The sequence below is a fragment of the Saccharopolyspora sp. ASAGF58 genome (genome assembly GCF_012277335.1).
In the GTDB taxonomy this organism is placed as follows: domain Bacteria; phylum Actinomycetota; class Actinomycetes; order Mycobacteriales; family Pseudonocardiaceae; genus Saccharopolyspora; species Saccharopolyspora hattusasensis.
Genome location: NZ_CP040605.1, coordinates 4,538,265 through 4,555,369, shown reverse-complemented (window position 1 = coordinate 4,555,369; position 17,105 = coordinate 4,538,265). Strand labels below are relative to the sequence as shown.

At 69.1% G+C, this 17,105-nt stretch carries 13 protein-coding genes and 1 tRNA gene; 5 read left to right on the top strand and 9 right to left on the bottom strand.

Annotation, left to right across the window (positions count from 1 at the left end; translation table 11 throughout):
* Positions 1 to 97: 97 nt before the first annotated feature.
* The gene (locus tag FDZ84_RS21825; protein WP_168587419.1) at positions 98 to 982 is read right to left on the bottom strand and encodes a serine/threonine-protein kinase; all 885 of its coding nucleotides are present in this window, start codon (positions 980 to 982) and stop codon (positions 98 to 100) included.
* A complete protein-coding gene (locus tag FDZ84_RS21820; protein WP_168587418.1) occupies positions 979 to 2,832 on the bottom strand; it encodes an ABC transporter ATP-binding protein in 1,854 nt (617 codons plus the stop codon). The genes FDZ84_RS21825 and FDZ84_RS21820 overlap by 4 nt, the downstream gene beginning before the upstream one ends.
* A 716-nt stretch (positions 2,833 to 3,548) precedes the next feature.
* Between FDZ84_RS21820 and FDZ84_RS21815 the strand changes: the two genes are divergently transcribed.
* Together FDZ84_RS21815 and FDZ84_RS21810 are read left to right on the top strand one after the other, a co-directional pair.
* Positions 3,549 to 5,498, top strand: coding sequence for a hydantoinase/oxoprolinase family protein (locus tag FDZ84_RS21815; protein WP_168587417.1), 1,950 nt, complete (start codon positions 3,549 to 3,551; stop codon positions 5,496 to 5,498).
* On the top strand, positions 5,495 to 7,054 hold the full coding sequence (locus tag FDZ84_RS21810; protein WP_168587416.1) for a hydantoinase B/oxoprolinase family protein: 1,560 nt from the start codon (positions 5,495 to 5,497) through the stop codon (positions 7,052 to 7,054). The genes FDZ84_RS21815 and FDZ84_RS21810 overlap by 4 nt, the downstream gene beginning before the upstream one ends.
* Positions 7,055 to 7,239: 185 nt before the next feature.
* On the opposite strand, the gene FDZ84_RS21805 is transcribed toward FDZ84_RS21810, so the two are convergent.
* On the bottom strand, positions 7,240 to 7,506 hold the full coding sequence (locus FDZ84_RS21805) for a hypothetical protein (RefSeq protein WP_168587415.1): 267 nt from the start codon (positions 7,504 to 7,506) through the stop codon (positions 7,240 to 7,242).
* Positions 7,507 to 7,589: 83 nt separating this feature from the next.
* Complete coding sequence (locus tag FDZ84_RS21800) at positions 7,590 to 8,414, bottom strand: hypothetical protein (RefSeq protein ID WP_168587414.1); 825 nt, start codon at positions 8,412 to 8,414, stop codon at positions 7,590 to 7,592.
* A gap of 346 nt (positions 8,415 to 8,760) precedes the next feature.
* Between FDZ84_RS21800 and FDZ84_RS21795 the strand changes: the two genes are divergently transcribed.
* Both FDZ84_RS21795 and FDZ84_RS21790 read left to right on the top strand, forming a co-directional pair.
* Positions 8,761 to 8,832: transfer RNA gene (locus tag FDZ84_RS21795), tRNA-Pro, on the top strand.
* Between the two features lie 24 nt (positions 8,833 to 8,856).
* Positions 8,857 to 9,006 (top strand): hypothetical protein, encoded by a 150-nt coding sequence (locus FDZ84_RS21790; protein ID WP_210435040.1) that lies wholly within the window; start codon positions 8,857 to 8,859, stop codon positions 9,004 to 9,006.
* A 65-nt stretch (positions 9,007 to 9,071) separates the two neighbouring features.
* On the opposite strand, the gene FDZ84_RS21785 is transcribed toward FDZ84_RS21790, so the two are convergent.
* From FDZ84_RS21785 to FDZ84_RS21775, 3 genes are all read right to left on the bottom strand, one after another.
* Positions 9,072 to 11,069, bottom strand: coding sequence for an APC family permease (locus tag FDZ84_RS21785; RefSeq protein WP_168587413.1), 1,998 nt, complete (start codon positions 11,067 to 11,069; stop codon positions 9,072 to 9,074).
* 1,115 nt (positions 11,070 to 12,184) lie between these two features.
* Positions 12,185 to 12,409: an ABC transporter permease subunit gene (locus FDZ84_RS21780; protein WP_246868335.1), complete on the bottom strand. Its 225-nt coding sequence runs from the start codon at positions 12,407 to 12,409 to the stop codon at positions 12,185 to 12,187.
* Positions 12,410 to 13,092: 683 nt separating this feature from the next.
* The gene (locus tag FDZ84_RS21775) at positions 13,093 to 13,518 is read right to left on the bottom strand and encodes an Imm1 family immunity protein (protein WP_168587412.1); all 426 of its coding nucleotides are present in this window, start codon (positions 13,516 to 13,518) and stop codon (positions 13,093 to 13,095) included.
* 227 nt (positions 13,519 to 13,745) lie between these two features.
* Here FDZ84_RS21775 and FDZ84_RS21770 point away from each other — a divergent pair, with 227 nt between their 5' ends.
* The gene (locus FDZ84_RS21770; protein ID WP_168585154.1) at positions 13,746 to 14,786 is read left to right on the top strand and encodes an IS630 family transposase; all 1,041 of its coding nucleotides are present in this window, start codon (positions 13,746 to 13,748) and stop codon (positions 14,784 to 14,786) included.
* Between the two features lie 544 nt (positions 14,787 to 15,330).
* On the opposite strand, the gene FDZ84_RS39095 is transcribed toward FDZ84_RS21770, so the two are convergent.
* Positions 15,331 to 15,615 carry a hypothetical protein gene (locus tag FDZ84_RS39095; RefSeq protein WP_246868334.1) on the bottom strand — a complete coding sequence of 95 codons (285 nt, stop codon included), beginning with the start codon at positions 15,613 to 15,615 and terminating at the stop codon, positions 15,331 to 15,333.
* A gap of 724 nt (positions 15,616 to 16,339) precedes the next feature.
* Positions 16,340 to 17,098, bottom strand: a complete 759-nt coding sequence (gene ehuA / locus FDZ84_RS21760; protein ID WP_168590256.1) for an ectoine/hydroxyectoine ABC transporter ATP-binding protein EhuA — start codon at positions 17,096 to 17,098, stop codon at positions 16,340 to 16,342.
* Positions 17,099 to 17,105: the final 7 nt, after the last annotated feature.

The window sequence follows — 17,105 nt, the reverse complement described above, 5'->3', positions numbered from 1 at the left end:
CGGTGAGCCCCGGCATGATCCCCATTCCCGCCGGGGGACAGTTCGTGGTCGGCGACAAAGCCAGGAGGGCCCGCTGCCAGGAACGCCAGGCGGTCGATCAGCGCTCCGGGGCCGCGGCACCGCCGAGAGTCCGCAGATCCTCGTCGCCGGTGATCGCGGCGAGCACCGCATCGAGCTGCACCAGCGTCGGGCGCTGATCGGGGTCCGACCGCAGGCAACCGTCGATCGAATCCGCCAGCGCTCGAGGCAGCCGCCGCGAAGCGCGGATAGGTGGCGCGGCCGTCTCCAGCTGGGGAAACATCTCCTCCCCGGTCCGCTGTGCCTGCCCCGGCACCTCGAAGGGGTTGAATCCGGCCGCGGCTTCGAAGAGCACCAGGCCGATGGCCCAGACGTCGGTCGCCGGCCCGAGCATCCCGCCGCGGACCTGTTCCGGCGCCATCGCGCACGGCGTTCCGGCCCCGCCGCGGCTCGGGCCCGGTGACCGGGCCAGGCTCAGGTCGATAACGCGCGCGCGGCCGCACTCGGCGATGATGTTGCCGGGCTTGAGGTCCAGGTGCAGGTAGCCGCGCTCGTGCAGGTAGCGGATCGCCGAGCACACGTGCTGACCGAGGTAGCCGAGTTCGCGGGCGGTGAGGCGGCGCTTCCCGCCGTCGAGCAAGCTGTCCAGCCTCGCCCCGGCCAGCGTCTCCATGATCAGCACCGGCGAACCGTCCGCCGCTTCCGCGAGTTCGTACGCGCGCACGATGTGCGGATGCGTGAACTTCAGCAGCAGGTTCCCTTCGATCACGAGGTTTTCGCACGCTTCGGCGCGGGCTGCGCAGTCGGGACGCACGGCCTTGATGAAGCACCGACTGTGGCGCCGGGTGCTCCATGCGTCGTAGGAGTCGTATCCCTCGCCCCGCCGGATGTGCTCGATCACCGGATAGCCCGCCGCGATCTCCTGGCCTCGGCGCAGCGGTGCGGGCGAAGTCGAAGTGGTCATGCCGGCTCCCGTTGCGGTACAGGCGAGCCCCGCTGCTGCAGCCGGTACAGGGACGCGTAGCCGCCGTCGCGGTGCATCAGTTCGGCGTGCGTGCCGGATTCCGCGATCCGGCCGTGGTCGAGCAGCAGGATCAGGTTCGCATCGCGGACCGTGATCAGGTTGTGCGAGACGACGATGGAGGTGCGATCGGCCATCAGCCGGCGCAGCGGGGCCAGCACTCGCGCGCTGGATGCCGCATCGAGCCCGACGGTGGGCTCGTCGAGCAGCAGGATCGGCGCGTCGCGCAGCATCGCTCGGGCGATGGCGATGCGCTGCCGCTGCCCGCCCGACAGCAGACTTCCGTGCGCCCCGACCCTGGTGCGGTAACCGTCTGGCAGCGCCGTGATGAACTCGTGTGCGTCCGCGCCACGAGCCGCCTCCAGCACGTCCCGCTCGGTGGCGTCGGGCCGCCCCCAGGCGATGTTCTCCCAGACGCTGTCGTCCACCACGAGGGCGTCCTGCAGCACGATCGAGATGTTGCGCCGCACCGCCTGCTGCTCGGCTTCGCGCAGATCGACGCCGTCGATGGTCACGGCGCCGGAATCCGGGTCGTAGAACCGGAGCAGCAGCTTGCCCGCGGTGGACTTGCCCGACCCGCTGGCCCCCACGAGCGCGATCGTCTGTCCGGAGTGGACGTCGAAGCTGATGCGGTGCACGGCGTCGCGGTCGGTGTTCGGGTACCGGAAGCTGACGTCGTCGAAGACCACGTCACCGCGGACCCGGCCGAGGCGCCGCGGCCGGACCGGGTCGCGCACCTCGGGAATCTCGTCCAGCAGCTCGATGATCCGTTCGGCGCCGGCCGAAGCCGCGTAGACGGTGTTGGTCAGCCGCCCGAATCCCCGCACCGGGCTGTAGAGCTGGCTGAGATAACCGAGGAACACCAGCAGCCCGCCGAGGCTGATCGAGCCCCGGGACAGTTCCCAGGTGCCCAGCCCGACGATCAGCAGCACCCCGCAGATTTCCAGCAGGTCGACCAGCGGCGTGAACAACGCGTGCAACCGGGTGGCCACCATCTCGGCCGCGAAGCTGCCCAGGTTCTCGCGGTGGAAGCGGTCGGTTTCGGCGCTTTCCCGGCCGTACGCCTTCACCAGCGAGGCGTTGCTCAGGCTTTCCTCGGCGACAGCGCCGATGGTGCCGCCGCGCCGCCGCTTCTCCCGCGAAGCCGCCTTGATGCGGCGGGAGAAGTACCGCGCGGACGCCCAGAAGGCCGGCACCGCGATCAGCGACACCACGGCCAGCCGCCAGCTCAGGACGAACAGCGCCCCGGTGAACAGCACGATCTTGAACAGGTACGACAGCGCCTGGATCGTCCCGGACAGCACGAGGTTCTCGATCGCGTTGACGTCGCCGGTGAGCCGGGACAACGTGTCGCCGGTCTTGCGCCGGTCCAGGAAGCCGATGGACAGCCCGTGCAGGTGCCCGAACAGATCGGTGCGCAGGTCCAGCAGGAACCGCTCGGCGACCCAGGTTGACACGTACTCGTCGGTGAACCCGACTATCCCGGACAGCACCGTGATCCCCAGGTAGGCGCCGCCGAGGGCGAAGAACAGCTCGAAGTCCCTGGGCACCAGTACCTGGTCGACGAGGATCTTGAACAGCCAGATCGTCACGGTGTCCAGCACAGGCCCGACCAGCACGAGCAGCACCACGAGCGCCCACCACCACCGGTACGGGCGCGTGTACGGCCAGAAGCGCCGGAAGATCTCCCGAACGCCGACCACCGGAGCCTGCTCGACCAGGCCACCGGATTCGGGGGTGGGCACGGCCAGCAACGCCCGCAGCCTGGCGAGGAACGCAGCTATCCGAGTCATGGCATACGTGTGGCGGCGGTATCCCGAACCACCGCCGCCGGTCAGTGGATCAGTAGCGCGTACGGCGGAACGAAGCGGTGCGACGACGGCGCGAAGCCGTGAACCGCATCGAGCGGCGTGAGCGCGAGTGGGGCCCGTGCCCCCTGACGGCGGGCAAGTGCGCAGAAAACAAGCTCTTGGCCATGGCTACTCCCTAGCATCAACAGCGAATCGAATCCCCTGCTTTCCGCCATACAGCGTCGCGCCGGCCCGTTTCCCGCAGCAGAGACCAAATCCCTCTGTTCAGGGCGCCCCGGTTACGCGTAACCAACGCAGCTCGCAAAGTTCCACCAAGCGGCTGCGTCGCGTCGATATCAGGGCCGCAACAACGCCAGGCAGCATCTACCCCTGAGTGGCCGCCAGATCAGTAGACGATCTCAGCCGGGCAGCCGCCCGGCTTCTTGCAGCGGCTGGAGTTGGGAGTATGCAGGCTCCGGTTTCCCCTGCGCCTCGTGGCGGCGGGTACGTAAGCGATGAAGAGGCGCTTTGCCATTTTGCCCCCGTTCGACCCCGGGGAGCGCGAGAATCGTTCCTCGGTTTCCGGTACTGATCCAAGGTGCCGCTGAACTGCTGGCCGGAGATAGGGGCTAAGTGCCCTCGTCGCCCGGCCCGGCAGCGCCCGCGGCGAAGCTGCCCGACCGGTGACCATGCGGGATGATTGACCGCAGGTGACTGTGATGTCTGGACAGGCCGGGCCGTGTGCAGGAGTGGACGTCGGAGGCACGTTCACCGATGTAGTCGTGCACGCCCCCGGTCACCGGCCGAAGGCCGTGAAGGTGCCCACCACTCCGGCGAACCAGGCCGAAGGGGTCCAGCGCGGCGTCGCCGAGAGCCTGCCCGGCGGCGTGCTGCGGCTGCTCCCGCACGGCAGTACCACCGCCACCAACGCCGTGCTGGAGCGTAAGATCGCGCGTACCGCCTTCGTCACCACCGACGGCTTCACCGACGTCCTGCAGATCGCCCGGCAGAACCGCCCCGCCCTCTACGACCTGTCCGCGACCAAGCCCGAACCGCTGGTGCCGCACGAGCGGGTGGTCACCGTCGCGGAGCGGATGAGCCCGCGGGGCGAGGCGATCGTCGAGCTCACCGACGCCGAGATCGAGCGGGTGGTGGACGCGGTCGCCCGCCTCGAACCCGAGTCGATCGCGGTGAGCCTGCTGTTCTCCTACGTCCGCGACGACCACGAGCGGCGGCTGTGCTCGGCGCTGGCCGACCTCGGCGTGCCGATCACCCGCTCCGGCGCGCTGCTGCCGGAGTTCCGCGAGTTCGAGCGCGCGTCCACCTGCGTGCTCAACGCGGCCATCGAGCCGGTGATGCGCCGCTACCTGTCCAATCTGACCACCCGCCTGCCCGATCCGACGATCACGGTGATGACCTCCAGCGGCGGCACCGCCGGGGTGGACTTCGCCGCGACGGCCCCGGTGCACACGCTGCTCTCCGGCCCGGCCGCCGGCGTGGTGGCCGCCGGGGCGGTCGCGCGCTCGGCCGGGTTCGACGACGCCATCGCCTTCGACATGGGCGGCACGTCCACCGACGTGTGCCTGATCCGCGAGGGCCGCCCGGACGTGTCGACGTCGTCGGAGATCGCCGGGCTGCCTTTCCGGACCCCGGCCGTCGGCATCCACACCGTGGGGGCCGGTGGCGGGTCGATCGCCTGGGTGGACACCGGCGGCGCGCTGCGGGTCGGCCCGCATTCCGCCGGTGCCGACCCGGGTCCTGCCTGCTACGGCCTCGGCGGCGAGGAGCCCACGGTGACGGATGCGCACTGCGCGCTGGGGCATCTCGACCCGGCTCGCGAGCTCGGCGGCCTGCGGCTGGACGTCGATGCGGCGCACCGGGCGCTGGACGCGCTGCCGGAATCGGCCGCCGGGGTGCTGTCGGTCGTCCGGGCGACGATGGCGCGGGCGTTGCGCAAGGTCAGCACCGAGCGCGGCATCGATCCGGCGCGGCTGGCCCTGGTCGCCTACGGTGGCGCGGGCCCGCTGCACGCGACGGCACTGGCCCGGGAGCTCGGCTGCCCCGCCGTGGTGGTGCCGCCCGCGCCCGGCGTGCTCAGCGCGCTCGGCCTGCTGCTGGCTCCGCCGCGTTTCGAGGCGTCGCGCACCGTGCTGGTGGATGCCCGCGAAGACCTGTCGCAAGCGTGGTCGGAGCTGTCCACCGAAGCGCGCCGGGAGCTGGAGAAGCAAGGCGTGACAACGGAGATCTCGCTGTCCAAGGTGGCCGACATGCGCTATGCGGGACAGTCGCACGAGCTGCGGGTCGACGTCGCCGAGCAAGCGGAACTCAGCGAGCTGCTGCACACCGCGCACCGCGAGTCGTACGGGTACGAGATGCGGGACGAGCGGGTCGAGGTGGTCACGCTGCGGGTCATCGCGCAGGGCGAGCCGGTTCTCGCGGACCCGCCGCAGGACTGGGACCAGGGCGAGCCGGAGCGCAAACCGGACCGCGAGATCGGCATCGGCGACCGGGCGGTGCGGGCGCGGATCGTGTCCCGGGCCGAGCTGCGGCCGGGCGACGAGGTCGCCGGACCGGCGCTGATCGAGCAGCCCGACACCACGACGCTGCTCGCCGGCGACGAACTGGCCACAGTGGACAGATCGGAGAACTTGGTGGTGCGGCTGACATGACCGAGCTGACCGCCGTCGAGCTGGAGGTGTTCCGTCACGCCCTGGCCGGCATTGCCGATGAGATGGGCGTGGCGCTTCGCCGCGCGGCCTACTCCCCCAACATCAAGGAACGCGCCGACTGCTCGGCCGCAGTGTTCGACGCCGACGGCGAGATGGTCGCGCAGGCCGAGCACATCCCGGTGCACCTGGGCGCGATGCCGGCCAGCGTCCGCGCCGTGCTGGACACCTGCGGGCGGCTCGAACCGGGCCAGCAGGTCTGCGTGAACGACCCCTACCTGGGCGGCACCCACCTGCCGGACCTGACGATCGTCGCCGCCGCCGGATACGACGACCAGTTGCTCGGGTACGTGGCCAACCGCGCCCACCACGCCGACGTCGGCGGTGCCGCGCCGGGCTCCATGCCGGCGTCCGCAACCGAGATCGCGATGGAAGGCGTCCGCATCCCGCCGATCCGCATCGCCGACGCCGACGGCGAACGGGAGGACGTGGTCCGGTTGATCGCGGCGAACTCGCGAACCCCCGAGGAGCGCCGCGGCGACCTGCGCGCCCAGTTCGCGGCGAACCACGTCGGCGTAGTGCGGATGCGCGAGCTCGCCGAGCGGATGGGAGCGCAGCGGCTGCGCGAGGCGATGGCAGCGGTGTGCGACTACTCCGACCGCCGGGTGCGCGCGGCGATCCGCGACATCCCAGACGGGTGCTACCGCAACGAGGACTTGCTGGAGATCGGCGACGGGGTCCCGATCCGCGCGGCGGTGACGGTGTCCGGCGACGAGGTGGCGGTGGACTTCGACGGCACCGCCAAGCAGATCCCGGTGAACTGCAACGCGGTGTTCGCGGTGACGCTGTCGGCGTCGATGTTCGTGCTCCGGATGCTCACCGACCCCGACGCCCCGCCCAACGCCGGCTGCTACCGGGCGCTGCGCGTCGAAGCGCCGGAGGGCACGGTGGTCAACCCGACGTTCCCGGCCCCGACTGCGGCGGGCAACGTGGAGACCAGCCAGCGCATCGTGGACGTGCTCCTCGGCGCGTTCGCCAAGGCGATCCCCGACCGGGTCCCGGCGGCGGGCCAGGGCACCATGAACAACCTGCTCATCGGCGGCAGCGACCCGGCGTTCAGCTACTACGAGACACTCGGCGGCGGTGAGGGCGGCACCCCCGCGCGCCCGGGCATGTCCGGGGTGCACACGGGCATGACCAACACCCAGAACACCCCGGCTGAGGCGGTGGAGCTGGACTACCCGCTGCGGGTGTGGCGCTACGAGCTCCGCCCGTCCTCCGGCGGCGCGGGTCGGCACCCCGGCGGTGATGGCCTGGTGCGGGAGATCGAAGCGCTCGCCGACTGCACGCTCACCATCCAGTCGGAACGCCGCGGGCACGCCCCGCCGGGAGCCCGGGGCGGCGAGCCGGGCGAGGTGGGCCGCAACGTCCTCATCCGGGCGGACGGCACCGAGGAGCGGCTGCCCGCCAAGGGCACCTGGCCGCTGCACCGAGGCGACCGGGTCCGCATCGAGACCCCGGGTGGCGGCGGCTGGGGAGCTCCCGGCGACGGCCGCTGAGCGCTACCCTGGGGGCGTCGACCGGGCGCTCCGCGCTGGCACGTGGAGCTTCCGAATTTCCCGGTCCGGCGGAGCCTCCGACCCCAGCGGCCGGAGGCTTCCACATCCCGGACGGCCCCGCGCTGTCAGTGGTTGACGACGCAGTGCGACCATGCCTGCAAACGTGGGAGACGTCGCCGCTGGGATCAGCCCACGCTGGTCAGCCAGGCTGCCAGCCGTTTGGGCGAGAGCCAGTCAGCGCGGTCCTGGCAGTCGAAGCGCGCCAGGAAGGCCAGGCCGGTCGGGCTTTCCAGCTCGGCGAAGAGCCCGACCGCCGCGGGGGAAAGCGCGTTGCAGGTGGGCGACCAGGTCGAGGCGGGCCCGCACGGTGGCCGCAGCGTGGCGGTGGCCGGGCCATCCGGTTGCCGGGGCCGCAGCCTCGCGCGGTCCGTGCGCAGCGTGCCGGCCAGCACGTAGGCGTCGAAGCGGTCGTCCTCGTTACCGGCCGAGCCGTACCGTTCAAGGGCCCTCGATCCGCTTCGCGGATACCGCGTGCTCAGCGCTCCCGCGCTTCCGCGCTGCGCAGCCGCTCCGCTAGCGCGTCGCGGTCGTGCTGGGCGCGCTCGCGGCGCTGGCGCGCCGTTTTCGCTTTGCGACGGAGCTCGCGCAGCTCGCCTTCCGCTCGGGCGAGCTCGTCGCGCAGCTCCTCGCAGCGTTGCTCGGCCTCGCGCTCCTCGCGCTCGGCGAGCTCCAGGGAGTCGGCTGCTTCGTCGAGCTGCTCGTCGGTGCGTCGCAGGTGCTCGCGGAGCTCGCGCAGCTCGGCGCTGCGCTGTGCCTCGCGCGGCTCCGCCTTGCGCTTTGGCTTGGGGCGGGCGGCGGTGCGGCGGATGGCCGCGACGGCGAGTTCGTCGAGGCCGAACCCGCCGTATTCGAGCGGTTTGACGAGGCTCCCGGCTTGCACCGCGCGCCCGGCTTCGGGGTCGGAGAGGGCGGCCGTCAGGGTTTGCTCGACTTGTTGGCGGGTTGGTTCGGTGAGCCGGTGGCCGTGCTGCCCGGCGAGTTCCGTGGCTCTGCTGGTGAGCTCGCGCAGGAGGCGGGTGCGGTCCGCGGCCAGGGCGCGCAGGTCGTCGCCGCGCAGTTCGCGCTGCGCCGTTCGCAACTTCCCGCCCAGCTCCAGGAACGCGGCCACGCTTCGGGGATCCTGGGTGGCGAGGAGGTTGACCGCCCAGGCCGCCGCGGTGGGTTTGCGCAGCTTCTTGAGCTGGGTTGCGAGGTCTTGGTCGCCGCGTTCGGCGGCCGCCGCCGCGTGCCGGTCGCGGGCCGGGACGAATTCGGCGGGTGCGGCGGCGTACAGCTCGCGGATCAGGTCTTGCAGCTCCACGGGATCAACGTGCCACGTCGGCGCGGTGCGCGCGACGTGAACCGCGTTTGGCCCGGTCGCCCGTCGGGGATCCCGGCGTCCGCCTTCGCCGGCGGGTCGAGGTTGAACGCTTCGGGTGCGTCCGGGATTGCACGAAGGGGGCCTCGCGCCCGGCCGAGTTCTCGGCGCAGGTAACGCCCATGACGTGAATTCTCCGCACAACAATGAACTTCATTCCCGTGCAGGGAAAGCACGGATGCCACCAGACTGTCCACAGTGGCATGGAAGAGGTTTCGCGTGCCCGAGACCTGTTGGCCGAAAATAGGTTTTCGGCGGGATGACTCGCTTGCTAGCATCTTGGCGTTCTCGTGGAGTAGCTCAGCGGTAGAGCACCTGGCTCGGGACCGGGAGGGCGCGGGTTCGAATCCCGCCTCCATGTCGACGCGGCGCGCTGGACGGCCACGTGTTCGGCACGGCAGACGAGGTCGCCATCGCGCTGAAGGACCTCACCGCGCGCACCGGGGCCGACGAGATCCTGGTGACCACCACGGCCTTCGACGCCGAGGACCGTCTCGACTCCTACCGCCTCCTCGCCGCCCTAGCCTTGCCCTAGCCTGACGACGCCGTCCAGCAACGCCAAGCGACGACTTCGCGCGAAATCGGTGGCTGGGGCCGGGGTCAGGTCGGTGGGGTGGTGATGCCGCGGCGGGTGTGGCCGGGGATGTGGTGGACGCGGTCGATGTCACGGCGATGGCTGGAGTCGAGTTGCCAGGGCACGCTGACCACCATCACGCCCTGCTCGAAGCGCAGCCGCCAGGTCAGCCGCAGCGAACTCTGGTTGTGCAGCAGGTTCTCCCACCAGCGGCCGACGACGTACTCCGGGATGTACACGCACACCAGGTCGCGCGGGCCTTCGCGACGGATCCGCTTGATGTAGTCGATGACCGGCCGGGTGATCTCGCGGTAGGGCGACTCCACCACCTTCAGCGACACGCCGATGCCGTGCCGTTCCCACTCGCTGCGCAGCAGATGCGTCTCCGCGTCGTCTACGTTCACGGTGAGCGCGGTCAGCGTGTCCGGCCGGTTGGCGCGGGCGAACGCCAACGCGCGCAGCGTCGGCTTGTGCAACGTGGACACCAGCACCACCGCGTGCACCCTGCTGGGCAGGGTGATCCCGTCGCGCTCCGGTTCGAGTTCGCGCCGGACGTCGCGGTAGTGCCGGTGGATGGCCCGCATCAGGAAGTACAGCAGCGGGATCGCGATCACCACCAGGTAGGCACCGTGGGTGAACTTCGTGATGAGCACGACGACCAGCACCGTCGCGGTCAGCACCGCGCCGACGGCGTTGACCAGCCGCGACCGGTGGTAGCGCGCCCGGTGTGCGGCGTCGGAGGCGTCGGCGAGCAGGTGGTTCCAGTGCTTCACCATGCCGATCTGGCTCAGCGTGAACGACGTGAACACACCGATGATGTAGAGCTGGATCAGCGCCGTCACGGACCCCGCGAACGCCGCGATGAGCGCGATCGCGACCAACCCGAGCAGTACGATTCCGTTGGAGTGCGCCAGCCGATCGCCGCGGGTGTGCAACTGGCGCGGCAGGTACCGGCGCTGCGCGAGCAACGACCCGAGCATCGGGAAGCCGTTGAAGGCGGTGTTCGCGGCCAGCAGCAGGATCAGCGCCGCGCCGGCCTGTACGACGAAGAACAGCACGCTGTCCAGCCCGAACACCGCGCCCGCCACCTGCGCGATGACGGTGCGCTGCCCGGTGCTGTGGCAGTCCGCCGGGAAGCCGATCAGGTCGCACGGGTTGTTCGCGATCCGCACACCGGAGACCATCGCCAGCGCGGTCACGCCGCTGAACAAGCCGATCGCCAACGCCCCCATGATGATCATGGTGCGGCCGGCGTTGACGTCCTTCGGCCGCCGGAACGCGGGCACCCCGTTGGAGATCGCCTCGACCCCGGTCAACGCCGTGCATCCCGAGGAGAAAGCCCGCAACAGTAGGAAGATCAGGGCCAGCCCGGTGACGTCGAGCTGCTCGGGCCGGATATCCCAACCGGCGCTCTCCGCGACCGGCGGATGCCCCGCCGCAGCCTGCCCGAGGCCGACGACGATGGTCAGGCCCATCGACGCGACGAACAGGTAGGTCGGTACGGCGAACGCCTGGCCGGACTCTCGAGTTCCGCGCAGGTTCATCGCCATCATCAGCACGACGACGACGACGGCGATCCAAACCCGCTGCGGATACAACGACGGCACCGCCGAGACAAGGTTGTCGACACCGGCCGCGACCGACACCGCGACCGTCATCACGTAATCGACCATCAACGCGGCAGCCACCACCAGGCTCGGATTGCGGCCGAGGTTGCGCGCCACGACCTCGTAGGACCCGCCGCCGCTGGGATAGGCGTGCACGACCTGCCAGTAAGAAGCAACCACGACGGCGAGCAGCACCACGACCGCCAGCGCCACCCACGGCGTCAGGTAAAGCAGCGCCAGCCCGCCGAGCGACAGGATCAGCAGGATCTCCTGCGTCGCGTAGGTGACGGAGGAGAGCGGGTCGCTGGCGAAGATCGGCAGAGCGAGCCGTTTCGGCAGCAGTGTTTCCCGCAGCCGGTCGCTGCGCAACGGACGCCCCAGCACCAGCCGCTTCAGCACGTGCAACGCCGAAGCCACCCCACCAGGCTAGGAGCAACCGCCGCCAAATGCGCTATCGAGCGTGTTCTGGAAGGTGCTGGTGGGTGAAGCCAACGGACCGTGATGATGTGTGCCGCCTATCGAGGCGAACAGGCCGTTCGCTTCCGAATTCCTCTCTGATAGATCAAGGTGCGCCGCCAAGGCGACGCCCGCCGGGGACCCTCACGGGCTTGCGCCTGCGGCTTGGCGGCCGACCGCGCCCGGCGCACCCCGGCGACCGCCTTGGGACGGCGTAGGGAGCGCCTCAGGGGTGGCTGTCAAATCCGGCCTCGCCACTCCAGGGGGCCGACAGGCTCGGGCTCAGTCAAGCGGCCCTGCACTCCCAGGCGAAGGACTCTGCCGTGCGACTGTCACGACGCATAACGTAAAGCCCGCGCGAGAAGGGGAGCGGCACGCTGTGAACGGGACAGTTATTCGCTGGGGGGCAGGACACGAAATTCTAATGCAGATCGAAAGGACGCCCACCGACACCTGGCGAGTCACCTTCCGCGTGCCGGGGCGTCCCGAGGTGACTGTCGCGTACGACAGCGAAAAGGAACTGCGCCGCGACCTCGCAGCGTTGCTCGATGGGACTGCGGAACCGCCATTTCACGGGTGGCCCATACCCCGCGAAGAGACACGCCAAGACCAAGACCAGTGAGCACCCGCTCGATCAACATCCGGCTCGACCGCGAGCTCCTGGGGCGCCCGCCGCCCCCGGCCCCGCCCGTCCCCCGGCAGGTCGGCGGGAAGAGGACAGAGCCACTCCCTTGTAGGTGATCACACTCACGCATACAAGTGGCGGAGCAGTCCGGAAAGGATCTGCCCCGCCACTCACCACGACTTGGCCCGCTTCAGCTCCAGCAAGGCCAGCCCGCCGACGAGGCCTGACAGCTACCGAAGCAACCTTCCGCCGTGCACCCGTCAGCGCGGTTTCCAGAACCTCTAACGCTGCTTCAAGCCGCGCCGGCTCACCGGCCAGGCCCACCACGCACGTCCCAGCGCCCAAGCGATGGTAGAGCCCCCACAGCCCCCACAAGCTCTATGACCGCTTCCGCCATCACACCGCCAGCTGTCGCGATCACCGCGCTATCACCTGGCAGGAAATCGCCGTCTCAGGCGAAATACGCCTGAACCAGCAGCGGCGTGCCCCGCACGAACAGGACAAAGAAGCCGGACAGCATGCCCAGCACCGGAATCCGCGAGTACCGGACGACAGCCACCACGAGCCCGAGCAGCAGCGCGATCACCGTGCCGATGAGCGTGACCTCAACGGTCACCCACAACCCGTCCAAAAGGGACGGGACGATGCTCGCCGCGAAGGACCAGTCCCAGATCATGGGCCGACCACCCGCCTCGGGCGGAGCACGCGCTGCCGCAGTACGGGCCGAGCCGGATCCATCCGGCGCTCGAACCCGGCCGTCGCGATGGACAACAAGTACGCCACTACTGGCTCCACCCCCACTGCGATACGCAGAGGCTTCCCAGCTACTCCGGGCGAGTCCGCCAGCGCACCCCGCCTCGGTACTCCGCCCCTCACGGATTCCGCCGCTTGGAGTTTCTCCCTCTCACGTCCCCGTACCCAGCCTTTCCACTCGTCCCGCCGCGCAACGGCGTCGTAACCGGCGACGAAGGACGGATCTTCGTATCGATGGCGGCCGGGGAGAACGTCGAAATCACGGAGGTGCACGCCGACGAGGATTGGTCGCCGGATGACAAGCCTGGTAACCGGACGCCGCTGCAAGGCGCTTACACCCTCGTCGCCGGAGACCGCCAGTCGTGGGAACTACCCGGTGCGGCAACACAGGTCGCCGTAGGTCACCCCGGCGGCCCGGCCCCGCGACGCCGACGGGACGCCGCTCGTCCCGGCGACGCCGCCAGCAAGACCAGCCGAGTAAGGCTCGCTCGGCACGTACGCCCGGTTCGGCTGCACCGGGCATACGAACGCCCCCACCTGCACCCGTGTTGTTGCTCGCTTCGCGGGGTGCAGGTGGGGGCGTTTCTACGCGTCCGGCCCCGGTCGTCACCGACCGGCGTCGGTCTCGCTGATCAGTGCTTGCAGCATTTCCGGGGTTATCGTCTCCTCAACGGGCGCCGCTTGCATCGCTTCGTGATAGCTCGCCCAGGTGACGCATGTCGGACGTGCCCCGGTCGCCGCGAACTCGTCTGCCGCGTCGATCACGGTCGCCGCGTCGATCTCTGAGCCCGGCGGGAATGGGATTTCGTTCATTCCGTAAACCTCGACGTCGGCATTGTCGCCGCCGGAGGACACGAGGTCGTCGGCGTCGCCGCCCCGCCAGTAGCACGCGCCGCGTTCACCCCTGAATCCGACCGCGAGTTCCGCCTCCCCCTGCGCGAGGTGCAAGACAACCCGGTTGGTCGCCGCGTAGGCGGTCAGCGTGTCCCAGACATTGCTCACGTCGACCGTCGTCCCGTCGTCCAGCTCCACAACGAGTGTCATCGTTTCGCCTTTCCGTGGTAGGTCCGCTGGTATGGACGCCCCTTGCGGTCCGTGCCCTGCACGGTCACGTTCGAGCCTTCCGGCAAGAATGCTTCTAAGCAGGTTGCCAGAAGTTGTGTCTGTTACTGATGTGAGACCCCTTGTGAACGTGAAGAACCTCGTCGGGTTGGATCTGGTCACCACAACTGGATCGACCCGACGAGGCCACAACAAGTATGCGCCCGGCACACATCTACGCCGACCTGACCCCCGCACAGCACCGCGATCTGATCACCGCCCTGCACCGGCAGTGGCGTGTCGCCGCCCGCATCGTCATGATCCTGCTGTCCGCAGCCGGGATGAGTGCCCCCGAAATCGCCGAACTACTGCACTACGACCCAGTCACCGTGCGGCGATGGATCAGCCGTCACACCCGCGACGGCATCGACGGGCTGCCCGACCGGCCGCGCAGTGGACGGCCCCGCCTGGGCAGCCCACGGCTCGGGCAACGCATCCGAAACCTGTTACAGACCCCGAAAGCCTGGACCACCAACCGTGTCTGGCGTGCGGCCGGGCGACCACAGATGAGCCTGCGCACCTTCTACCGGCGGCTGCGCGAACAAGCCACTTGGTGCCGCCCCCGCCTGATCGCCAAAGGAGACCCCGACCACGACACCATCTGCGCCGACATTCAGACCCGCATCGCTGCTCTCCCCGCCGGATCGGTCGTACTGGCCGAAGACGAAACCCACCTCGACCTACTGGCCCGAGTCCGGGCCTGCTGGATGCCCGCCGGCCTGCGACACAGGATTCTCACTCCCGGCAGCAACGTTCGCCGCACCGTGCACGGCGCCGTCAACCTCGCTACCGGGGCCTGGCACCACCACATTTCGGTGAAGAACGTCTCCGTGGTGTTCTGCTACTTCCTCCAACTCCTGCTCGACGCCTACCCCAACGCGCCGGTCGTGGCCGTTGTCTGCGACAACGGATCCACCCACCACAGCGGGATCACCAAGCGGTGGCTGGCCGAACACCCGCGCCTCATGCTGATCGAGGGCGCGAAGTACAGCCCGCAGGACAATCCGGTCGAGCGAGTCTGGGCCGGGCTCAAACAGTGGATCGCCAACACCGCACCCGCCACCATGGCCGACCGTGTCCGGCAAACCCACGCCTACTTCCGCGGTCGCACCCCCGAACAAACACTCGCCACTGCAGCCCCCTGGACCACGCCCTGGCTACCCGAAGGTTTCGGACAAGACTTTTGGCCAGGTGCTTAGGAGTTGGTGGCAGCCTGGCGGGCGCGTCTGGTAGCCGCCGGGTAGCGGGGACGCATTGCTGCGTCCCCGCCCCGCCACTCGCCCAGGGCGTCGAGTTATTGGAGTGCTCTCGGCGCCTGGGCTGGTCATTAAACACGGACAAGCGCAGCGGGCGTGAGCAACGTGCCGACGCCGCCCACCCGTGCGCGGGTCCTTCTCCCCTCCACCTCCGGACGAGGAGTGGCCAGGGGTTGCATCAGCGCGGCGGAGAGTGTCGTGAGTGGTTTCGGGCGCTATAGCACCGAAAACCACGCACGGGCCACCTCGGAACGCAGCGATCACCACCACCCACACCATCTGCTGCCACAATAAACTTGCCCGACCCGGTCGCGCCGGGCGAATGCCCAAACTTTCCGATGAGCAGCTCGCGGAGAGCAAAACGGAGGCTTCACCCCTCCCGATCACCGCGCCGCTCGTGAGTGTTCGTTCCGGTAAGAACCGGAACGAACACTCACGAGCGACGATCCAGTCCGGCGCGCCCTGGGTGGAGGGGACTATCCGGTCATCAACCGGAGAACGGGGTGGCGGTCCGCGATGCGGGCAGAGCTTGGGGTCGGGTCTTCAGGCGAGGTGGTCTCGCGTCGGCACCGGCTATCGCACCTCCGCAGTCGCGGACGATCTGGCGCATCGCGCCAAGATTGGCGCGCACCTGCTCGTCTGCCGCAACATAGTTCACTGTGGTACGCAGTTGGTGCGCGGTTAGCGTGGAAGCATCCAGGCGACGCCCGAGGCCGAGTTCATCGACGCGGTCGGCGTTCGCGGCTTGTTCGGCTATTTGCGGGAGGGCCACCAGAGGAACGCCGTAGTAGAGGGACTCCCCATGGTGGAGTTCATGCCGGTGTGGGAAACAAAAGCGGCGGCGTGGCGCAGGACGGCGGGTTGCGGGAACGATTCCTGTATATCGAAGTTGGCGGGGATCAGGCCTAGGTCATTGCTGTTGGGATGCCGTCCGATGGACATTGCGCGTCCGATGGACATGGCGACCTGCCAGGGACTGTCGCCGAAGGCCTGCAGGCACATCCGCTAGAACTCGGGCCGGTTGTTGAAGGTGGTGTCCAGCGAAATGTCCAGCAACGGGGCGTGCGGATCATGTGGTTGCCAGTGCTGGTCTCGCCGCTTCCCCAGCATGGGGCCGATGAAACGGAATCGGTCGTCGAAGGTGTCGGCGGCGAATGAAAAATCGGCTCGAGCTTAAGCCCCGTTCGGCAGGCGAGACGGCGTTTCCACGGACATTGTGTCCAACGGGCAGGGGTTTCTTCCCTATCTGCCACCGCCGGGCTTCGTCGTAGATACCGGTGCTGCGCGAGTGGTTCGGGCCCGTTGATCCGTGCCGCCCGAGGAACTCGGCGCCGTCGGCGCAACCGTGAGAGGTGAGGGGCACCTTCAACCGGCATAGCCGACCGGAATAGCCGACAAAAGGTGCCCGTCACTCCTAACCGATCGTGTGATGGGTGAGGGGGCCCTTGAGCGGCATAGTCGACGGCACAGTCGCCCAAGGGTGCCCCTCACGTCGGTCACTTACGTTCGAGGACTGCCTTGAGGAAGCGCTGGGTCCTTTCGTGCTGGGGGTTCTCGAAGATCGTTGAGGGTGGACCCGACTCGATCACTGCCCCGGAGTCGAACATCAGGACTCGGTCCGAGATCTCCTCCGCGAAGCGCATTTCGTGGGTCACCAGCAGCATCGTCATCGCGGTGGTGTGGGCGAGGTCCCGGATGACGGCGAGGACCTCGCCGATGAGCTCGGGATCCAGGGCGGAGGTGACCTCGTCGAAGAGCATCACCTTGGGGCGCATGGCCAAAGCCCTGGCTATCGCCACGCGTTGCTGCTGGCCGCCCGAGAGCTGGCCCGGTTTGTGGCCGAGGTGCTTCTCCAGCCCGACCATCTGCAGCAGGTCGACCGCGCGCTGCTCGGCCTCCTCCCGTGGCATTCCCAGCACCTGGATCGGCGACAAGGTGACGTTGTTCAGGACCGTCATGTGCGGGAACAGGTTGAAGTGCTGGAATACCATGCCGATCTTGCGCCGCACCGCCGCCTGCTGCCGGGTGTCCGCCGCGCCCACGTCGCCGCGACAGTCCCAAAGCGCCTCGCCGTCGACCTCGACCAGCCCGCTGTCCGGCTGCTCCAACGTCATGAGCAGCCGCAGGATGGTGGTCTTCCCGGAGCCGCTCGGTCCGATGATGGAGACCTTCTCCCCAGCGGCCACGTCGAGGTCCAGTTCGCACAGCACGTGGTTGTCGCCGAACGACTTCCCCACGCCGGCGAACGAGATCATCGGCTGG